The sequence below is a fragment of the Bosea sp. Tri-49 genome, assembly GCF_003952665.1.
Lineage (GTDB): Bacteria > Pseudomonadota > Alphaproteobacteria > Rhizobiales > Beijerinckiaceae > Allobosea.
In genome coordinates this window covers 246,171-265,726 of the sequence record NZ_CP017947.1, presented here as the reverse complement: position 1 = coordinate 265,726, position 19,556 = coordinate 246,171, and the positions used below count along the sequence as shown (strand labels likewise).

15 protein-coding genes are annotated in these 19,556 nt (G+C 60.3%); 9 read left to right on the top strand and 6 right to left on the bottom strand.

Going from position 1 to position 19,556, the window contains the following annotated elements; all coding sequences use genetic code 11:
• Nucleotides 1–35: 35 nt before the first annotated feature.
• Entirely contained in the window at nt 36–221 is a 186-nt protein-coding gene (locus BLM15_RS30310; protein WP_126116629.1) for a hypothetical protein, read from the bottom strand.
• 196 nt (nt 222–417) lie between these two features.
• Between BLM15_RS30310 and BLM15_RS30305 the strand changes: the two genes are divergently transcribed.
• Both BLM15_RS30305 and BLM15_RS30300 read left to right on the top strand, forming a co-directional pair.
• Nucleotides 418–657 carry a DUF6894 family protein gene (locus BLM15_RS30305; RefSeq protein WP_126116628.1) on the top strand — a complete coding sequence of 80 codons (240 nt, stop codon included), beginning with the start codon at nt 418–420 and terminating at the stop codon, nt 655–657.
• 44 nt (nt 658–701) lie between these two features.
• Nucleotides 702–956 (top strand): DUF768 domain-containing protein, encoded by a 255-nt coding sequence (locus BLM15_RS30300; protein WP_126116627.1) that lies wholly within the window; start codon nt 702–704, stop codon nt 954–956.
• A 254-nt stretch (nt 957–1,210) separates the two neighbouring features.
• Here BLM15_RS30300 and BLM15_RS30295 read toward each other — a convergent pair whose 3' ends face one another.
• Entirely contained in the window at nt 1,211–1,666 is a 456-nt protein-coding gene (locus BLM15_RS30295) for a YidB family protein (RefSeq protein ID WP_206438719.1), read from the bottom strand.
• A gap of 25 nt (nt 1,667–1,691) precedes the next feature.
• The gene (locus tag BLM15_RS30290; RefSeq protein ID WP_126116626.1) at nt 1,692–1,946 is read right to left on the bottom strand and encodes a GlsB/YeaQ/YmgE family stress response membrane protein; all 255 of its coding nucleotides are present in this window, start codon (nt 1,944–1,946) and stop codon (nt 1,692–1,694) included.
• Nucleotides 1,947–2,622: 676 nt separating this feature from the next.
• On the opposite strand from BLM15_RS30290, the gene BLM15_RS30285 reads away from it, so the two are divergent.
• From BLM15_RS30285 to BLM15_RS30265, 5 genes are all read left to right on the top strand, one after another.
• Nucleotides 2,623–2,847: a peptidase dimerization domain-containing protein gene (locus BLM15_RS30285; protein WP_164547733.1), complete on the top strand. Its 225-nt coding sequence runs from the start codon at nt 2,623–2,625 to the stop codon at nt 2,845–2,847.
• A 138-nt stretch (nt 2,848–2,985) separates the two neighbouring features.
• On the top strand, nt 2,986–3,168 hold the full coding sequence (locus BLM15_RS30280; protein ID WP_126116624.1) for a DUF3606 domain-containing protein: 183 nt from the start codon (nt 2,986–2,988) through the stop codon (nt 3,166–3,168).
• A 75-nt stretch (nt 3,169–3,243) separates the two neighbouring features.
• A complete protein-coding gene (locus BLM15_RS30275) occupies nt 3,244–4,458 on the top strand; it encodes an MFS transporter (RefSeq protein ID WP_126116623.1) in 1,215 nt (404 codons plus the stop codon).
• Between the two features lie 73 nt (nt 4,459–4,531).
• Nucleotides 4,532–5,584 (top strand): glycosyltransferase family 4 protein, encoded by a 1,053-nt coding sequence (locus BLM15_RS30270; protein WP_126116622.1) that lies wholly within the window; start codon nt 4,532–4,534, stop codon nt 5,582–5,584.
• 54 nt (nt 5,585–5,638) lie between these two features.
• Complete coding sequence (locus BLM15_RS30265) at nt 5,639–7,888, top strand: amylo-alpha-1,6-glucosidase (RefSeq protein WP_126116621.1); 2,250 nt, start codon at nt 5,639–5,641, stop codon at nt 7,886–7,888.
• 473 nt (nt 7,889–8,361) lie between these two features.
• Here the strand turns inward: BLM15_RS30265 and BLM15_RS30260 are convergent, their stop codons facing one another.
• The 3 genes from BLM15_RS30260 to BLM15_RS30250 all read right to left on the bottom strand — a co-directional run bounded on the left by BLM15_RS30260 (nt 8,362) and on the right by BLM15_RS30250 (nt 17,248).
• Nucleotides 8,362–10,071 (bottom strand): response regulator, encoded by a 1,710-nt coding sequence (locus tag BLM15_RS30260; RefSeq protein WP_126116620.1) that lies wholly within the window; start codon nt 10,069–10,071, stop codon nt 8,362–8,364.
• A 20-nt stretch (nt 10,072–10,091) separates the two neighbouring features.
• The gene (locus BLM15_RS30255) at nt 10,092–16,346 is read right to left on the bottom strand and encodes a HAMP domain-containing protein (RefSeq protein WP_236846824.1); all 6,255 of its coding nucleotides are present in this window, start codon (nt 16,344–16,346) and stop codon (nt 10,092–10,094) included.
• A 368-nt stretch (nt 16,347–16,714) separates the two neighbouring features.
• Entirely contained in the window at nt 16,715–17,248 is a 534-nt protein-coding gene (locus BLM15_RS30250; RefSeq protein ID WP_126116619.1) for a hypothetical protein, read from the bottom strand.
• Nucleotides 17,249–18,471: 1,223 nt separating this feature from the next.
• Here BLM15_RS30250 and BLM15_RS30240 point away from each other — a divergent pair.
• Nucleotides 18,472–18,657, top strand: coding sequence for a hypothetical protein (locus tag BLM15_RS30240; protein WP_126116617.1), 186 nt, complete (start codon nt 18,472–18,474; stop codon nt 18,655–18,657).
• A gap of 14 nt (nt 18,658–18,671) precedes the next feature.
• Nucleotides 18,672–18,884 (top strand): hypothetical protein, encoded by a 213-nt coding sequence (locus tag BLM15_RS32075; protein WP_126116616.1) that lies wholly within the window; start codon nt 18,672–18,674, stop codon nt 18,882–18,884.
• Nucleotides 18,885–19,556: the final 672 nt, after the last annotated feature.

Here is a 19,556-nt window from a genome sequence, read left to right as displayed (position 1 = left end):
CCGCTGCCTGGACACGCCTCACCTTTCGAAGACGACTAAAATTTTGGTGCCGTTTCGGTATGCGGTGTCCCGGTCTCGGTGCGCCGATCGCGATCCTGAACTGGGTCTGGTTTCGGATCGATCGAGACTTTTTTCAGCGAGTCACTGCCTGGAGTGACCTCGATGGATTTAACCTGAGCTTCCTCTTCCGCAGTTAGCTTATTTCCCTTGCCGTCTCTCATGGCGATACTCCCTGTGTCCCCCATCAATTAAACCTCGATGGCAGAACTCAGTTCCCGCCCCACCGCGCTTCGACCCAGTTCCCCAGCAGCAGCCGGAACATCATCACGATTGGTACGAAAGGTTTGCGCTCATCGTCGCCTGCACGGGCGGAACGAGAGGCACGCTCGCGCATTCTCATCATCGGAGGAGCTGGTCATGGCCAAATTTCGTATCACCACCAAGGACTCAAAAGGTAGTTCGACCACTAGAATCGATTTTTCCAGTGAGGAAGGCGCAGCGGCAGAAGCTCAGCGAGCACTGGCGGATATGGCGAAGTACGATCTGCCAAATGGCCAACGGCTCTCAATGAAGACTCATGTCCGAAACGAGGCCGGCGAAGAAGTCTATCGCGCCTCACTCGATTTCAAAGGACAGGCGCGAAAAAAATCATCGTAGAGCGCAATGCAGGCGCCGTTCCTAAACTGGTAAAGGACCAAGCCATGTCAACGCGAGCAATTGCCTATGTCGAACAGTGGATCGCCGAGCGTGTCCAGCCTGATGTTTATCACGATGAAGAAGGACCAGACGAGCGGAACATGCACCTAGCGACGCAACTCCTGCTCGACGCTAACTCTGCCGGGATTCCCCAAGAGGAAATCGAGGCAGAGTATCACGACCTGCCCGGCGAAATCGCCCGCGCTATGGAAGTAGCCACCAATACCGAGATAAAACGTCGTGTCGACAACGACGATTGACAATCTCTGCAGGCGCTCATGGGTAGAAATCAAATCCGCTGCCCGACGGATTGAGAGCAGGAGACAATTCGTTTCCTACAGCATCGTGGTGGTTGCGGAGCAGGAAAAATGATCTGACTCGACGTGCCGACCAGCGACAATACTCTGAGTGATCGTGCCAGGGCAGAGCAATGCGCGCGTCGGTAAACGCCTTGCGAGTGTGCACAATACTGGTTGCGGAGGAGCTTGAGGGTAGCTGTCGAGTGCTCGCTGCGCTAAGCTGGGACTCGCCCGTCCGGCGTGTACTTGTCTACCGCCTCTGGCAGCTGCTTCGACAGCCGCGCCAAGATTTCTTCTCTGCTGAGGCCGGTCTGCGTCGCAAGGCGATCCAAGACGCCAGGGCCAATCGCCTGCTCGAGGTCGCGCTCCTCAATCTGCTGGTTCGGGCCCGTTCGAACCCAAGAGTCGGCAGCATCGCCGCGGCCGGCCTGCTTGAAGCGTTCAATGAGCTCTTGGAGGCCGTTGCCCAAAAACCCCCCGACGCCACCGGCCGAATTTGCTTGTGAGCCTTCCGTGATCCTGTCCAAGCCGGCCGGTGCATCCTGTGCAACCTTGCCCTGCTGCGAGCCTCCGAACCATTCAGCAAGCTTGTCGCGGTTTTGATACCCCGCGACTGCAAGCAGGCCGAGCAAGGCCGTCATAGATGGAAAGCCGCTGTTCTCGTTGCTCATGTGATTCTCTTCCTCGGTTCGGAACTCAAGCGCTACGGCGGCTCATCATCGACCAGGCCATCAATACGATCACCGCTCCAATGACGGCGCCGATCAACCCAGCGCCTTCACCAGGCAGGTACCAGCCCAGTGCCTGCCCCAGGAAAGTGGCTACAAAGGCGCCGATGATGCCGAGAATGGTCGTGAGGATGAAACCTGAGGGCTCATTCGATCCCGGCGACAAGAACTTCGCGATGATGCCGGCAGCGAACCCGATAATGATCGTCCAAATGATGCCCATGGATAGCCTCCGCACCTGATGTTCGCTTGGGCGCGACACGCGCCTGGCCAAGCTCAACCCAGGCGGTGCCCCGAAAGTTCCGGGCTCGGTCAAACCGGCCTTCTTGCTGCACGGAGACGGGCCGCCGGCAGCAAGTTCGATCGATGACAATGGTGCGTGGATCCAGGACGGCTCCGTCGGCGTTCAGGGTGTGTCGTGACACCCGAAATTCGAGAACCGCAATGGAAGAAGAGCATCGCAAATGATCAGAGCAACTCTCGCTAGTTTGGCCGGCGCCTGGATCGCACGTGACGCGGAGCGGGGAGATATTGCAGAGGGGTTATCTGTGCCGCTCACGCTCTTGGCCACTCGGCTTCCGGCGCCTGTGCTCATCGCCGGGGCGATAGGTTACGGCCTCTATCGCTTGAACATCGAAGGCCGAGCAAAGCGCGCGAAGGACGTGACGCCGAAATCCCGCGCCAAGTCTCCGACTCGGAAGGGAACTCCGAAATCCCGATCAGGCGCCAAGGTCCGTCGAAGCTAGTTTGAGCGATCCGAAATCTAGCCAGACCCGCGTGTCCTTCACTTCGGATATCGATCATGACTTCTCCCGAAGATCGGATTCTGCAGGCCGTCGACGATCTGTTCGAAGAGCAGGTGGAGTTCCTCGCCAAACTCGTGGGCTATGATCAGTCACTTGCGAGCACTGGAGCGCAAGTGGATTGGCGAGGCGAAGGGCAAGCGCGGGTTCGACGACATTGCTAATCCCGTTGCGCTGACATTCGGGACGATCGCCGGCGGCGACTGGATCGCTTCGATCCCAAGCGATTGCGTGGTTGAGGGCCGCATCGGCTTTTACCCTGGAGAAGACCCGCAAGCGCGGGCTGACGAGTTCGAAGCCTTCGTCGGTATCGAAGACTGACGATCCGCTCGCGCAAATTGCGATACTGCCGGAAAAGGCAGGTCAACCGAGCAGGAATTTTCAAGCCAGAGATGCCGCTCAAGGCCCATCTGGAACCAACGGCCGAGCTGGCGAATTTCCCAGCAAAGGAGAAATTCCATGCCGGACGACAAGACAGATCGTGGCCCGCAGGACCGCAGCCGCATCAACCTCAGCGAAGAGTATGAAGTGCGCTACTGGACGCAGAAGTTGGGCGTCTCAAAAGCTGAACTCGAAAAGGCCGTTGCCAAGGCTGGCGTGAGCGCTACCGAAGTCGCGCGCCAACTCGGCAAGACACTCTAGCTCAGCTCGATATACGGTGCTCGCGGCGCGATTGTAAGCGCCTGACGATCTAAGAATTACCCAGATGAGGACCCAGTGTCGTATCGGCCAAGCCTCGACTGGTTGAACTTCTTGCTGGCTGACCTGCGGGGCGGCCTGGGGCCTTATGTCAATGTGTTTCTGCTGACAGAGGCGGGTTGGAATCAGGCGTCAATCGGGGGTGTCCTGACCGCAAGCGGGCTAATCGGAATCGCTTTTCATACACCGATCGGCGCCTTGATCGATGGTACGCGTTCCAAGCGGGCTCTGATTGTTAGCGGTTCCTGGGCGCTGGCGCTGCTGGGGGTCGCAATTGTGACGTTCCCGACGCTTGCCGTGGTCTTTGCAGCGGACGTCACTATGGCTGTTTTGGGTGGGGTGTTCGCGCCGACGGTCGCCGCGATCACCCTTGGACTGTTCGGGCCGAGCGGCGTCGCCGCTCAGCTCGGCCGCAACGCGGTATTTGACCGCTTCGGGAATTTGTTTATCGCTGCGCTGGCGGCGCTGGTAGGCACCTACTTTGGGCAACGCAGCGTCTTCTATATGCTACCGTTATTCGCGGCACTGACGACCATCGCGGTCCTCTCGATCCCGCAAAGCGCCATTAATCATCAACTGGCTCGGGGTCTTGATCAGGCCACTCTCGCTCGGAGCCGTCCCTTCAGATGGCGGCACTTATTTGCCGAACGACCTTTCGTGGTCTTGGCGCTCGGCACTGCGTTGTTTCATTTTGCAAATGCTCCGATGCTGGCCTTAGCGAGCCAGAAGCTCGCCCTCGAGGCCAAGGGCTTTGAGTCAGCAGTGACCTCCGCAGCGATCATCGTCGCCCAACTGGCCACGATCCCGATGGCTTTTCTCGTCATGCGGGCCAATCTGATCGGCGGAAAGCTTTTGCTCATTCTGGCTTTTGCCGCCGTGCCGCTGCGCGGCATATTGTTTTCCCTTGTCGACGATCCTTATTGGATGATCGGCTTCCAGCTACTGGACGGGGTGGGAGCTGGGTTGTTTGACGTCTTGTTACCGCTGGTCCTCCTCGGCGCGGTCAAAGGTAGCGGCCGGTATAACCTGGCGCGCGGCATCATCGGCACGATTCAAGGCATTGGCGGCGCGTCGAGTTACGTGTTTGCCGGCAGTGTCGTCGTCTGGGCGGGATACAGCGTCGCTTTTGCCGTCCTATCCGGCGTGGCGCTAATAGCCCTTCTTCTGATGGTTGTGGCCATGCCCGAAACAGTCCCCCGAGTCCAAACGGGGAAAAGCACCGACGGCGCCTGATTTCGAACTTTTGGGCCGAAGCGGCGTTGCTTGCTAGCCCGAGTTTAGTGGCGTTGGGATCCGGAGAAATGGGATGCGGATTGCGCAGGTTGCACCGCTGGCGGAGTCGGTTCCACCCAAGATGTACGGGGGCACGGAGCGGGTTGCGTCCTGGCTGACTGAAGAACTCGTTCGGCAAGGACATCAGGTCACACTCTTCGCCTCGGGCGACTCAAAAACCTCTGCCGAACTTGTCGCCTGCGCGCCACACGGTCTGCGGCTTTCGGGTATTCGCGATCACACTGCGAGCCACCTTGCGATGCTTGCCAAGGTCCGGGAGCGGTCGGCGGAATTCGACATTATCCATTTCCATCTCGACTTGCTGCAGCACGCGTTGTTCACCGATCTCGCCCACAAATGCGTGACGACGCTGCATGGCCGCCTGGATCTGCCGGATTTTCTCCCTGTCTATCGGGCGTTCCCGCAAATGCCACTGATCTCAATTTCCGACTGCCAACGGCAACCTATGCCCGACACGGCGAATTGGCTGGCGACGGTCCATCATGGGCTTGGGCCTGGCTTATGTCCGTTCGACAAGCGAGGCGGCGACTATCTCGCATTCCTCGGACGCATCACGCCCGAAAAGCGACCAGACCGCGCGATCGAGATCGCCAAGCGAGCGGGCATGCCTCTGAAGATCGCGGCAAAGGTCGATTCGATTGATGCCGACTATCATAGAACCGAAATCAAGCCGCTCCTCGATCATCCCCTGATCGAATTCATTGGCGAGATCGATGAAACACAAAAGGCAGCATTTCTCGGGGGCGCGCGGGCTCTCCTGTTTCCGATCGACTGGCCCGAGCCTTTCGGGCTCGTCATGATCGAAGCGATGTCGGCGGGAACACCTGTTATTGCCTGGCGCAATGGATCGGTGCCCGAAGTCATCAAAGATGGTGTTTCCGGGATCATAGTCGACACAATGGCTGAAGCGGTCGCCGCCGCCCATCGCAGCGCGATGATAGATCGCCTCCAGGTGCGGCAGTATTTCGAAGGCCATTTTACCGCGGCGAGGATGGCGAGCGACTATCTGGACGCATTCGAGCGTCTGCTAGCTTCATCACGAGAACCGCGCAGGGCCGCAGAATAGACGCAGAGCCATGGCCCAATCGGTTCGAACCTGATCCCAGCAGAGGACAATCGAATGGTTGAATTCAGCGTCGCTGCAAGCGAACGCGAAATTCCGCGTCCGGCCGAGCGATTTGCCGACGATGCGCTTGATGCACATCCATCGCTGGTCGATCGTCCCTTACGCACCCTGAAATCCGGAAATGCCTTCGCGGTTCTCGACAGCTATGGCGACTTGGGAATTACCCCGGACACTTCGGAAGGTCTGTTCTGCAACGACACCAGACATCTTTCGCGCCTGCAGCTGTTTTTCCAGCACAAGCGTCCACTTCTGCTGAGCTCGGTGATTCAAGACGACAATGCGTCCCTGACTGTGGATCTGGCCAATCCCGAGATCACTCGTTCGGATGGGGCGACGATAATTCCACGTGACGCCATCGCGATTGGAAGAACGAAATTCCTCTGGAACTCCGTGTGTTACGAGCGGATCGGATTACGCAATTTCGACCGCGTTCCGCACGAATTCTGGCTGTCCCTGACGTTCGCAGCGGATTTTTGCGATCTGTTCGAAGTCAGAGGGATGAAGCGCTCCAGACGCGGGGAAATGGTAACGGAAGTCACTTCGCAATTCGCGCGCTTTGCCTATCGCGGTCTCGACGAAAGAATTCGCAGAACTGTCCTGCGTTTTAGCCCGGACCCGAGCCAACTGTCGAAGGATTGCGCTTCGTTCCGGTTCGCTCTCAACCCGGGCGAGCGAACCTCGCTGCTTGTCACTGTCGCCTGCGATCTGGTCGATGCCCACAGCTCGAATACATCGCCAATCAAGAGCGCGTCTGGGGTCCCGCCTCAAGGATTCGCCAAGGCTTATCAGGATGCCCGCAGGGATCTGCGCGCGCTGACGTCCAATATCACGAAAATAGATGCGACGAATACCCTCTTTACAGACCTGATCACGCGCTCGACCTCAGATCTTTATACGCTAATGACGCGCAGCGCCGAAGGCATTTATCCCTATGCCGGCATTCCGTGGTTTTCGACGATGTTTGGTCGCGACGGAATCATCACGGCCATGATGTTGATGTGGGCCGATCCGGAGGTGGCGAAAGGTGTCCTCCTGCATTTGGCCAAGGCCCAGGCCGTCACGACCGACCCTATGGCGGACGCGCAGCCCGGTAAAATCCTTCACGAACGGCGCAGCGGAGAGATGGCCAATCTCGGAGAGGTGCCCTTCGGATTCTACTATGGCTCGGTGGATGCCACGCCGCTCTTTGTCATGCTGGCGGGGCAGTATTTCGAGCGCACCGGCGACCTTGCGACGATCGAGCGACTTTGGGGTCACATCCAGGCGGCGCTCCAGTGGTGCGATACCTATGGAGATCGCGACGGCGATGGCTTCGTCGAATATTACCGCGAGACCGATAGCGGCCTGGCCAATCAGGGCTGGAAGGACAGTCACGATTCGATTTCACATGCCGACGGGTCCCTGGCGCAAGGCCCGATCGCGCTGGTCGAAGTTCAAGCTTACGTTTACGCCGCCAAGCGAGCGGCCGCGTCGATGGCGAAAGCTTTGGGCCTAGTCGATCGCGCGGATGAACTCGAGGTCGCCGCCTCCGCGCTGAGGGACAGGTTTGATCGCGCCTTCTGGTGCGAAGAGATCGCCTCCTACGCCTTAGCTCTCGACGGTAACAAGCGGCCGTGCCAGGTGCGCACATCCAATGCCGGACATGCGCTATTTGCGGGCATCGCCCTGCCAGAGCGCGCGGCCAAGGTCGCGGCGACGTTAATGAGCGAAAGCAGCTTTGGCGGCTGGGGAATCCGGACATTGAACGTCGGCGAAATTCGCTACAATCCGATGTCCTACCACAACGGATCGGTGTGGCCGCACGACAACGCCTTGATCGCCCTTGGTTTCGCCAAATACGGCTTCAAACTTGAAGCGGCACGGCTGTTCGAGGCGATCTTCGATGCGTCGACTTATCAGGATCAGCAGCGCTTGCCGGAGCTGTTCTGTGGCTTTTTGAGACGGCGCCGGCGCGGGCCGACCGCATACCCGGTCGCATGCTCGCCCCAAGCCTGGGCCGCGGCAGCGCCCTTTGCGATGTTGGCTGCTTGTCTAGGGCTGGAATTGCCGGCCGCTAGCAACGAGGTCAAGTTAATTGACCCCGTGCTTCCGGCGTTCCTCGACGACGTTACGCTTCGGGGCCTGAAACTGACGCGCTCCCAGTTCGACTTGCGCGTGCATCGTCACAAAAGCGATGTGACCATCAACGTCCTGAAGCGATGGGCGCAGAGTGACGCTAGTGTTCTGATGTTGAAGACACGATAAATGTCCCCAAGCGCCTGCTGGAGAACTGAGTCTGACTCGAAAGGATGTCCGACGACGGAGACCTTAAGACGAATTTCGCCGTCATTCAAAAAGGATGGCACGAGGTGCCCCGGGCGGGCACGGCCAACGTCGCGAGTTGGTGTGGTCTTATTTTGAGCTGACCACCGACTGGTCCCCTCCTATCAAATCAGCTGGATTACCTTGTCATCGGCGGCAACCCGGCGGGTTCTCGCGCAATTTCATGAGATTGCCGTCGCCGATAAGGGTAAAAGTCGAGCCTTGCAGATCGCCGGCGCTCATAGTCTATGCGGCTTTCTCGCATGGTATTTGGTGGCTCGGGACAGGGGATGACGTTTAACGCGCGCTCGGCCCTAATCGCGACCGGAGCCACCAACCGACAACCTCCGATTGACTACGCAGTTCACGCGAAGCCACCAAGCAGGGACGGCTGCGCTATTGCCCATTTGCGACGGCTATGAAGACAACGGCAAACCTTGTGGGCCTCCCCCCGCGGACGTGAGAACGGCGCGTTCAATTGCAGCAGCCAGCTGCGCTTGAGCGAACGGCTTGCCCAGGCGAAGCAAATCGGCCAGACCGTCATCGTCTGGAAGCTCGGCGTAGCCTGAAGCCAAAATAATCGGCAGATTTGGGTACGATCTGCGAATGTGGCGCGCAAGTTCCGCGCCTGTCATTCCTGGCATTGCGTGATCAGTGATGACCAGGTCAATACGTTGGTCTGCAGTCAATGCTTCGAGTGCTTTAGCGCCCGACATGACCTCGATAGCTGTGTGGCCGAGGTCTTCCAGCATCGCCGCAGTGCCCATGCTAACCAAAGCATCGTCGTCGACAACGAGAATGGTTCGCGCCACAAAAGTATGAGCGATGATGGCGTCTTGCGCATCGGCGAATCCAACCGCCGGAGCTAGTGGTTCTCCCGCTACAGGCAACCACAGATCGACGGAGGTGCCCTGCTCGGGAACGCTGGATAGAACGAGCGTTCCACCAGACTGAGCTGCCAAGCCGTGGACCATGGATAATCCCAAGCCTGTACCCTTGCCTGGTCCCTTAGTCGTAAAGAACGGTTCCGTAGCTTTGGCGAGCGTCACTTCGTCCATCCCGCAACCCGTGTCCGAGACCCTTACGCGAACGTAGTGGCCAGGTGTCAGACCGGGCTGTGGGCGATCGGTTGATACGTCATATTCGGCGGCGCTCACCGTAATGAGCCCTCCGCTCGGCATGGCATCGCGCGCATTCACAGCGAGATTCAGCAAAGCTAACTCGAGTTGGTTCGCGTCTACGAGCACCGCGGCAAGCTGATCCGGCAATTGTTTTGCGAAGCGCACCCCTGGTCCAATTGCTCGTTGCAGCAAGTTCTCGATGCCGCCGATGACCCGGATCACATCGACCGCCTGGGGCTTCAGTTCCTGACGTCGTGCGAAGGCAAGGAGCCGTTGGGTGAGCGCCGCTCCGCGCTCGGCCGCCTGGATGGCATTTTCGAGCAAGCGCTCATAACGGTCTTCCATCGGCAGGCGCTTCTTCAGTAGATTAAGGCTTCCCAGAGCGGCCATCAGCAGATTGTTGAAATCATGCGCGACACCGCCGGTCAGCTGCCCGATCGTATCTAGCTTTTGCGCCTCGAAGAGCTGCGCTAACGCTTCCTCGCGCTCACGCGTCCGCTCCTCGATGCGGTGCTCGAGTTGCTCGTTGAGAAGGGCGAGCTGACCGGACGAAGCTTCCAATTCGGCCGTACGCTCAGCGACCCGCCGCTCCAGCTCTGCGTTGAGCCGCTGCAGGTCGCGAGTCTTGCGGAACAGTTCGGCAAACACCTTTACCTTGGCGCGGAGCAGTTCCGGCACCACTGGCACCGAGACGTAGTCGACGGCGCCCGCCTGGTAGCCGCGCAAACGATCCGGCTCTGCCATCATGATCGCCGAGACAAAGATGATGGCGGTTTTCTGATAGCGCGGATGTTCTCGGATCATTGCGACCAGCTCGAAGCCGTCCTGATCCGGCATACAGACATCGACCAGGATGACGGCGACTTCGGTTTTCAGCAGGTGCTCCAGAGCCTCGCGTCCAGACTTGGCCTTGATAAGGTTCTCGCCGAGTTCCTGGAGAATAACCTCGTAGCTCAGCAGCTTGGCCGGCTGATCGTCGACCAGGAGGATATTAACCGGGTCCATCGCGAATCCCTTCTTATTTTTCAGCGATGTAGCCACATGCGAAGTGACGATAGCAATTGCTCGGTGTTGACCGGCTTGGCAAGGTAGTCCGAAGCGCCGGCCTCAAGGCATTTTTCGCGATCCCCCTTCATCGCCTTCGCCGTCAGCGCCACGATGGGCAACCGGCGAAACGCGGGATTGGAGCGTATGACCTGCATGGTCTCGTAACCGTCCATTCCCGGCATCATGATATCCATCAGGACGATGGCTATGTCGGGTTGAGCATTGATAATCGCAATGGCTTCGTTGCCGGTCGTCGCCGTCAGCACGTTCATGCCGCGCCGTTCCAACACACTGCTTAACGCGAATATGTTGCGCGCATCGTCGTCCACGAGCAGGACCGTCTCCCCAACGAGATCCTCGTCCGAACTGTGCAAGCGTTCGAGCATCGCCTGTTTTGAGGCCGGCAGATCAGATACGACGCGATGCAGGAACAAGGCGGTTTCGTCCAGCAGGCGCTCCGGCGACTCGACGCCTTTTACCACGACGCTGCGGGCCATGGTGTGTAGCTGCGCGTCCTCCTCCGGCGAGAGCTCGCGGCCTGTGAAGACGACGACCGGAACGTCGGCGATCGTCGCGTCGTCGCGGATGCGTTCCAGCACCTCGAAACCCGACATGTCCGGCAATTTGAGGTCGAGCACGACGCAGTCGGTCGCGCCCTCGCTCAGAATCTCAAGCGCCTTGGCACCCGTACCCACGCTCGTGATGTCGATGTCGTCGTGTCCCAGAAGTTCGGTAACGCCCAGGCGCTCCCCTTCGTTGTCCTCGACCAGCAAAAGCTGCCGGCGACGCGGCTTGGCGTAGCCTTTGAGCTTGGCGAGAGCTTTGTCGAGCCCGTCGCTCGTGGTGGGCTTGTTCATAAAGGCGAAGGCGCCGCGGGCAAGACCGTGCTGCCGGTCCTCGTCGAGGGTGACAATCTGGACGGGGATATGCCGCGTCGACGGGTCCTGTTTGAGCTGACTCAAAACCGTCCAGCCCAGCATATCGGGCAGGAAGACGTCGAGCGACACCGCGGTTGGCCGATACTCCCTTGCCAATGCCAGCGCGTCGGCGCCGCGCATAGCGACGAGCACCTTAAAGCCGTTGTCGCGGGCGAGATCCACCAGCACGCTTGCGTAATGGGGATCATCTTCGACGATCAGCAGCACAGCGTCACCAGGCGTGATGATGTGCCGATCGTCCTGAAGCTGCTCCGTCGCCTTGTCGCCGAGCCGTCCGGCCGTCAGCGCCGCGATCGAAACGGCGGCCGCATTCAACGCCTCCATTTCGCTGGCGCGCACGGCTGTGGGCGAGGTGCCGACAAACGTCAGCGGCAGATAGAGCGTAAAAGTACTGCCGACACTCGGGATGCTGCGCAGCTGAATCTCCCCGCCAAGAAGGTTGGCCAATTCGCGGCTGATGGCGAGGCCGAGCCCGGTTCCGCCGTATTTTCGACTGGTGGAGGCGTCTGCCTGCTGGAACGCCTCGAAAATGATCCTTTGCTTCTCCGGCGGGATGCCTATGCCGGTATCCGTCACCTCGAATGCCACGACGGCGGGTGCATTCGTCAGTGAGGTGTTGTCGGCACTCCATCCACTCTTGACCGGCGACACGCTCAGTCTGACGCCGCCCTGGTCGGTGAACTTGAAGGCATTGGACAGCAGGTTCTTCAGCACCTGCTGCAATCGCTTGGAGTCCGTGACGATGCTCCGCTCCAGGTCCGGCGCCAGCGCCACCTCGAAGGAGAGCCTGCGGTTCTCCGCCTCGTGGCGGAATGGCCGCGTCATGACGTCGAGCAGGCTGTTGAAGAAAATTTCTTCGGCGTCGACTGAGACGGTGCCGGACTCGATTTTCGAGAGATCGAGAATGTCGCTGATCAAATTGAGCAAGTCGGTGCCGGCGCCGTGGATGGTGCGCGCGAACTCGACCTGCTTGCCCGAGAGGTTGCCGTCCGGGTTCTCGCCGAGCTGCTGGCCAAGAATGAGGATCGAATTTAGGGGTGTCCGCAGTTCGTGCGACATGTTGGCCAGGAATTCGGACTTGTATTTGGAGGTTAGCGCCAGCTCGGTCGCTTTCTCCTCGAGCGCCCGGCGGGCCTGCTCGATTTCCTGGTTTTTGGCTTCCACCTCGACGTTGCGCTCGGCGAGCTGCTGCGCCTTCTGTTCAAGCTGTTCGTTGGTTTGCTGCAACTCCCGCTGCTGGGTCTGCAACTCGCCGGCCAGCTGCTGCGACTGCTTCAATAGCCCTTCAGTCTGCATCGTCGCCTCGATCGAGTTCAGCACGATGCCGATGGAGGTGGTCAGCTGGTCGAGGAAAGACAGCTGCAGGTCGGTGAAGCTGCCGATCGAGGCAAGCTCGATCACCGCCTTGACCTGGCCCTCCGAAAGGACCGGCAGCACGATTGCGTTGCGTGGTCGTGCCTTGAAGACGCCGGAGCCGATGGGGGTGATGTTCTTCGGCATGTCGGTTATGAGAATGCGCCGCGCATCGCGCGCGCATTGGCCAATCAACCCCTGGCCCATCTCAAGCCGCTCGGGATGGCCCTGAATGGCGTCGTCGGCATAGGTCGAGAGCAGCCGCAAGCTGCCCAGATCTGCGTCGGCCTCAACCTGGTAGATGACGCCGTGCTGCGCACCGACCAGCGGTGCCAATTCCGTCAGCAGCATGCGCCCAACGGTCGAGAGGTCGCGCTGACCCTGCAGCATGTTGGTGAAGCGGGCGAGATTGGTCTTCAGCCAATCCTGCTCGGTATTGCGCTCCGTGGTCAGGCGCAAATTTCCAATCATCGTGTTGATGTTGTCCTTGAGCTCGGCGACCTCGCCCCTCGCCTCAACTTGGATCGAGCGAGTCAGGTCGCCTTTGGTCACCGCGGTGGCAACCTCTGCGATGGCACGGACCTGCGTGGTGAGGTTTGCCGCCAGCAGGTTGACGTTGCCAGTCAGGTCCTTCCAGGTGCCAGCCGTGCCGGGCACATTCGCTTGGCCGCCGAGGCGGCCCTCAACGCCGACCTCTCGCGCCACGGTGGTGACCTGGTCGGCAAAGGTCGCGAGCGTGTTCGTCATGTTGTTGATGGTCTCGGCGAGCGCCGCGACCTCGCCCTTCGAGGCGACAGTGAGGTTCTGCTCGAGATCACCGTTGGCGACCGCAGTCACCACCTTGACGATACCCCGAACCTGCTCGGTCAGGTTGGCCGCCATGACGTTGACCGTATCGGTCAGGTCTTTCCAGGTGCCGGCGACGCCCGGCACCTGGGCCTGCCCGCCGAGCTTTCCCTCGGTGCCAACCTCGCGGGCGACGCGCGTGACCTCGCCGGCGAAGGCGTTGAGCTGGTCGACCATGGTGTTGATGGTGTTCTTCAGTTCCAGAATCTCGCCTTTCACGTCCACTGTGATCTTGCGTGAAAGGTCGCCGCGCGCCACGGCAGTCGTCACTTCTGCGATGTTGCGGACCTGGGTGGTGAGATTCGCCGCCAGTAGATTGACGTTGTCGGTGAGGTCCTTCCAGGTGCCGGCAACGCCTGGCACGACGGCCTGTCCGCCGAGGCGCCCGTCGGTGCCGACCTCGCGCGCGACGCGCGTGACCTCGCCCGCGAACGAGCGAAGCTGATCGACCATCGTGTTAAGCGTGTCTTTGAGCAGCAGGATTTCGCCGCGAACATCGACCGTGATCTTGCGCGATAGGTCGCCATTGGCGATGGCGGTCGCGACCTCGGCGATGTTGCGCACCTGCGCGGTCAGATTGCCTGCCATCGAGTTCACCGAGTCAGTCAGGTCCTTCCAGGTGCCGGCGACGCCTGGCACCTGGGCCTGCCCGCCGAGCTTACCCTCGGTGCCGACCTCGCGGGCGACGCGTGTGACCTCGCCGGCGAATGCGTTGAGCTGGTCGACCATGGTATTGATCGTGTTCTTCAGCTCGAGGATCTCGCCCTTCACGTCGACGGTGATCTTGCGCGACAGGTCGCCTCTGGCGACCGCTGTCGTCACCTCAGCGATATTGCGGACTTGACCGGTGAGGTTCGAGGCCATCGAATTGACGTTCTCGGTAAGGTCCTTCCAGGTGCCGGCGACGCCCGGCACTTGAGCCTGGCCACCTAGCTTGCCCTCGGTGCCGACTTCGCGCGCCACGCGTGTTACCTCGGAGGCGAAGCGGTTGAGTTGGTCCACCATCGTGTTCAGGGTTTCCTTCAGCTGAAGGATTTCGCCTTTCACGTCGACGGTGATCTTGCGCGACAGGTCGCCATTGGCGATCGCGGTCGAGACTTCGGCGATATTGCGAACCTGGGCCGTGAGGTTGCCAGCCATCGAGTTGACGGAATCCGTGAGGTCCTTCCAGGTGCCCGCCACGCCGAGCACGTTGGCCTGGCCGCCCAGCCGCCCTTCGGTTCCCACTTCGCGGGCAACGCGAGTGACTTCGCCAGCGAAGCCGTTGAGCTGGTCGACCATCGTATTGATCGTCTCCTTCAGCTCGAGGATCTCGCCCGAAACGGTGACGGTGATCTTTTTCGACAGGTCGCCCTGCGCCACGGCGGTGGCGACCTCGGCAATGTTGCGCACTTGGCCCGTGAGGTTCGAGGCCATCGAGTTGACCGAGTCTGTCAGGTCCTTCCACGTCCCGGCGACGCCCTTGAGCTGCGCTTGGCCGCCAAGCTTACCCTCGGTGCCGACCTCGCGCGCGACGCGCGTCACCTCCGAGGCGAAGGCGTTGAGCTGATCGACGGTGGTGTTGATGGTCTGCTTGAGCTGAAGGATCTCGCCTTTCACGTCGACGGTGATCTTCTTTGACAGGTCGCCATTGGCGATGGCGGTCGAGACCTCGGCGATGTTGCGCACCTGCGCGGTCAGATTGCCCGCCATAGAGTTGACGTTCTCGGTCAGGTCCTTCCAGGTGCCGGCGACGCCGCGCACATTGGCCTGGCCGCCGAGGCGGCCTTCCGTCCCGACCTCGCGTGCGACGCGCGTCACCTCGGAGGCGAAAGCATTCAGCTGGTCGACCATCGTGTTGATGGTCTCCTTCAGCTCGAGGATTTCGCCGGAGACTGTCACGGTGATCTTCTTCGAAAGGTCGCCATTGGCGATCGCGGTCGAAACTTCGGCGATGTTGCGGACCTGGGCGGTTAGGTTCGAGGCCATCGAGTTGACGTTGTCGGTGAGGTCCTTCCAGGTGCCGGCGACGCCGGGCACCTGCGCCTGGCCGCCGAGGCGACCCTCGGTGCCGACCTCGCGTGCGACGCGCGTTACCTCGCCGGCGAAGCCATTGAGCTGATCGACCATCGTATTGATAGTCTCCTTCAGCTCCAGGATCTCACCGGAAACGTTCACGGTGATCTTGCGGGATAGGTCGCCGCGCGCCACCGCAGTGGTGACCTGCGCGATGTTCCGAACCTGCGCCGTGAGATTGCCGCACATGGCGTTGACGGAGTCGGTCAGGTCCTTCCAGGTGCCGGCGACGCCGGGTACCAGCGCCTGGCCGCCGAGCTTGCCTTCCGTGCCGACCTCGCGGGCGACGCGCGTCACTTCGGAGGCAAAGGACCGCAGCTGATCCACCATCGTATTGATGGCTTCCTTCAGCTGCAGAATCTCACCACGGACGTCGACGGTGATCTTCTTGGACAGGTCGCCATTGGCGACGGCGATCGTCACCTCGGCAAGATTGCGGACCTGCGCCGTCAGGTTCGAGGCCATGGAATTGACGCTCTCGGTCAGGTCTTTCCAGACGCCTGTCACCTCGCTGACCTGCGCCTGCCCGCCGAGCTTGCCGTCTGTGCCGACTTCGCGCGCCACGCGCGTCACCTCGGAGGTGAAGACGCTGAGCTGCTTGATCATCGTGTTGACGATGGTGGCGGAGCGCAAAAACTCGCCCTGGAGCGGCCGGCCGTCGACATCGAGCGGCATGGTCTGGAGGAGATCGCCCTTGGCCACCGCGGTGATCGTCCGCGTGACGGCGGTGGTCGGCCACAACAGATCGTCGATCAACGTATTGACTGACCCCTCCATGTCCGACCAAGCGCCGCCGGAGAGGCCGAAGCGGACCCTCGTGCGCGTCTTGCCGTCTCGACCGACGACCTGGCCAACATGCTCGAGCTGGTCGGCCATGCGCTCGTTGGCGGCTACGATGTCGTTGAAAGTGTCGGCGACCTTGCCGGCGAGCCCCGTCTGATTGCCCGGCAGCCTGACGTCGAATGCGCCCTGACGCATCGCTTGCAGGGCGTCCAGAAGTTCGTTCAGATCGAGAGCGGACCCATCAGCGGCTGTCATCATCGCCAGGCCGCTACTGACTGCTGCGGACGTATCGTGCTTCTTTGGGGGACGTCCGTTTGATTTCACCTTTGAAGCAGCACGCGTCTCGGTCATGGGCCGGCTCCATCTGGCTTTGCGAAAAGCCCTCAATTCACAACGCTATCGACGCTCGGGGTGAAACTCGACAGAAAACTTGTGCAGCTACAGGCGCGAACAAAGTCGCACTTTTCGACACATGAAAGGCCGGTTAGCGCAAACCGAGCAATCAGAACTTAAGACAAGGCTTATCTAGCGAAGATCGCTCGTCGCCGGTGAAGAAAGAGACGAGTTGGCAAAGTGCACTTACAAAAACAAGGCAGTCCGTGCGAGATCTCAGCTAGAGGCAAACCCTAGTGCCGCTTCGCCTGTTCGAGCTCAATAGCCTTGGCGTCGTAGTCGTCAGCCATCGCTCTCAGAATGTCGGCGGTTCCGGGCTCTTCGTTGGCCAAGCGGCGGCACCGTCTCGCCTGCTCGCGCAGGGCCTCAACCTGTCGCAGATCGGTAGTATCGATCATCATATTGACGGCCCCAGCTAGCGCTCCGCAGTTGAAGATCGGCGTGGGGAAAGGTGTGAAGCGGACCCGCGTCCCATCAGGCCGCTCGGCAATAGCCGAAAGGCCGCGGATCGGCTGTTGCCGCTTTATTGCGAGTGCCATCGGACAGCTTGCATGCGGGAGAAACTCGCCATCGGTGGTGTAGAGCTTCCACGTGACGCACCACCGGTCTCGTCCGGGGACGGGCCGGCGTCCGGCGAAATTGATGCACGCCTTGTTGAAATGGGTCACGACGCCTTCGACGTCGGTCAGATAGACCGGGGCGGAAAGGGCCTCGATGGCTGTCTGTATGACCTCGTCGCGGCCGGAAACTATGCGAACGATCGTCACTAGGGCTTCTTCTGCAGTAGCCAGTGAAATGTACAAGCTCGCATTCCTGATTTTTTGAGCTAACGACCCAGAATGCGCGGCTCGGCGGTTAGTTCCGCCACCTCGACTAAAGTCGGCATCCAACCCAAAAGGTTTTCGCCGTGCGAGGCCCGATCTGAATCAGGCATTCGAATAATCCATCGATTCGCCGGCGAGATTGACCGTTTGTTGGCGAGCCTCCCCCACCAGTGCGAAGATATCCCTCCGTTCACCGGCTGTTGGCCTGGCCTTCGGTGAAGCTGCTCGCGCCGGGAAGAGGCGCGTTGGCATCTGCCGGCGCGTTCGGCGAAGTTCTCGAGGTCTGCGCGAGCGCGGCAGTTAAAACAACGCGCAGAAGATCGACGTGACGAGCACGCTGCGCATAGGAATGCCCTTGATCTAGAACAGGTTAGGCCACCGCGCCAGGAACCCGCAGCGATGCAAACCTGTTCCTGAACGAAGAAACCCCGCCGGCGCGAGCCGACGGGGCTGAATAGAAGCCTCTCGCCGACGCGGGCTGGGGAGCGACCGGATCAGCGAAAGGCATGGAGCTGGGTTGGGGGCGCCGAGATTAAGCTAGCACGGCGTGGTGAAGGGAAAAGGCCAGGCTTCTCCGCCGGACGCATTTCGAACCACGCAGGCTCCCGGAGGGCTGCCTCTCGCCGACCGAGGACGCGACGCCGATAGCCGGCGAGAGGCTTGGCGCAAGGGTACCCGAGCGCCGAGCAGAAGAACCGGCTAGTCGTTGGTCGGTTGCTCTGGCGCTCCCGCTTTTCTCTGGCCAGGGCATTTGAACGCATCATGCTGAACAATCCCATGAGCGGACCATTGCAGGGCAAGCCGCGACAAGAGGGTGCGTGAGCTCCGGCATCCACGGTCTTCTGAGCTCCCGATAAGACAGTTGAGGATCAGATCGACCACTCCGTCACCGGACGCGGTGGGCCTGGTGCGCGCTAGGCTTCCTGACAGTCCGGGCGAAACAACCCGCCAGATTTGCGGCAAGGAGATATCAGAGACCAGGCGCATGGCGATGCCTGGGGCTTGCATGTGCGTCGATTGCGAGTCCCGAATTGACCGGCGCCTGAATTCGGCGGCATTAATCAACGCCGGAGCAAGGACATTCAGCAAAAATGACTGGCGGCTCCGGAGCGTGCACGGAACTCTAGCACGCACATTTGGTTGCCTCCTGAGACAGGAGGACAACCATGAGCAAACAGCCACCGATCCCGCCCGCCAATCGCAGCGACAAGGGGCCGGGCGAGCCCAGCCATCAGGGTACCGATGCCCACGAGGCCAAACCGAATGACCGTCCGTCCAACACGGCCTCGCAAGGCCAACAGGGTAATACCAAGATCAATACCACCCATCAGGGACACCAGCAGGACCGGTAAATCGGGGAGGTATAATGTCGACGTCAACGAAATCTCCGACCACAATCCGGCAGGGCGGCCCCGGGGCCTCTCACGAAAATGCAAAGGCCCCGAAGGTCGTTACGAAGCCGCGCCCTGAAAGTGAGCAACGTCGCCATTCGACAATCTCCGGTGGCGGAGGCGAACGCGACGAGCATCACACGCGCGATCCCGAGCAAAAGGGCGGCCGAACCCGTCCAGCCAACTGAAGCAAGAGCCCGCCCCTTCGAGGTCGGGTATTCGAATTGCTGCATGACAACATTAGGCCCGCCCCCAAAGGAGCGGGCCGTCATTCAGCGCGTACCACGCGCTGGCTAGAGTCGTCACTCGATGATCTGGACGATACGGCCGGTATTCGGATCAACCAGCACGGTCCGCTCGTTCACGACGGTAACCGCTGACACCGTATTCAGCAGGTACCTCCCGGTAGATGACGCCCTGCTGCGGAAGGACGCTACCCACAGCGAGAGGCTGAGCGTAAGTAAATGACGTCGGGCGCTGGGTGATCACATACTGTTTGAAGCGTGGCGCCAGTTCGCTACGACTTGCGTCACCGTGCCGAGCCCGTTGTAAAACGCAGCTGCGTCCATACAAATGGGCCAGACTCGTGCAATGGCCATGGCTTTGAAACGGCCCCCAGCCGGCCCCGTTGCGTGAATTGCGATATTTGAGCGTGAAATCGATTTCTGAAAACTAATTTCATGAAAATCAATAACTCGTGACGGAATCATGAAAACGAGCCGGCTTCATAAATTCTGGTCCGAGTAAGCCTTCGGTGTCTAGCGAGTCGCCGCCGCGGCGCGAGCAGGCGGTATGTCGATCGTCCGAGCGATCGTCGAGAATCCTGACGTGTCAGCCGATCGTCCTTGCCATTGAGCTTC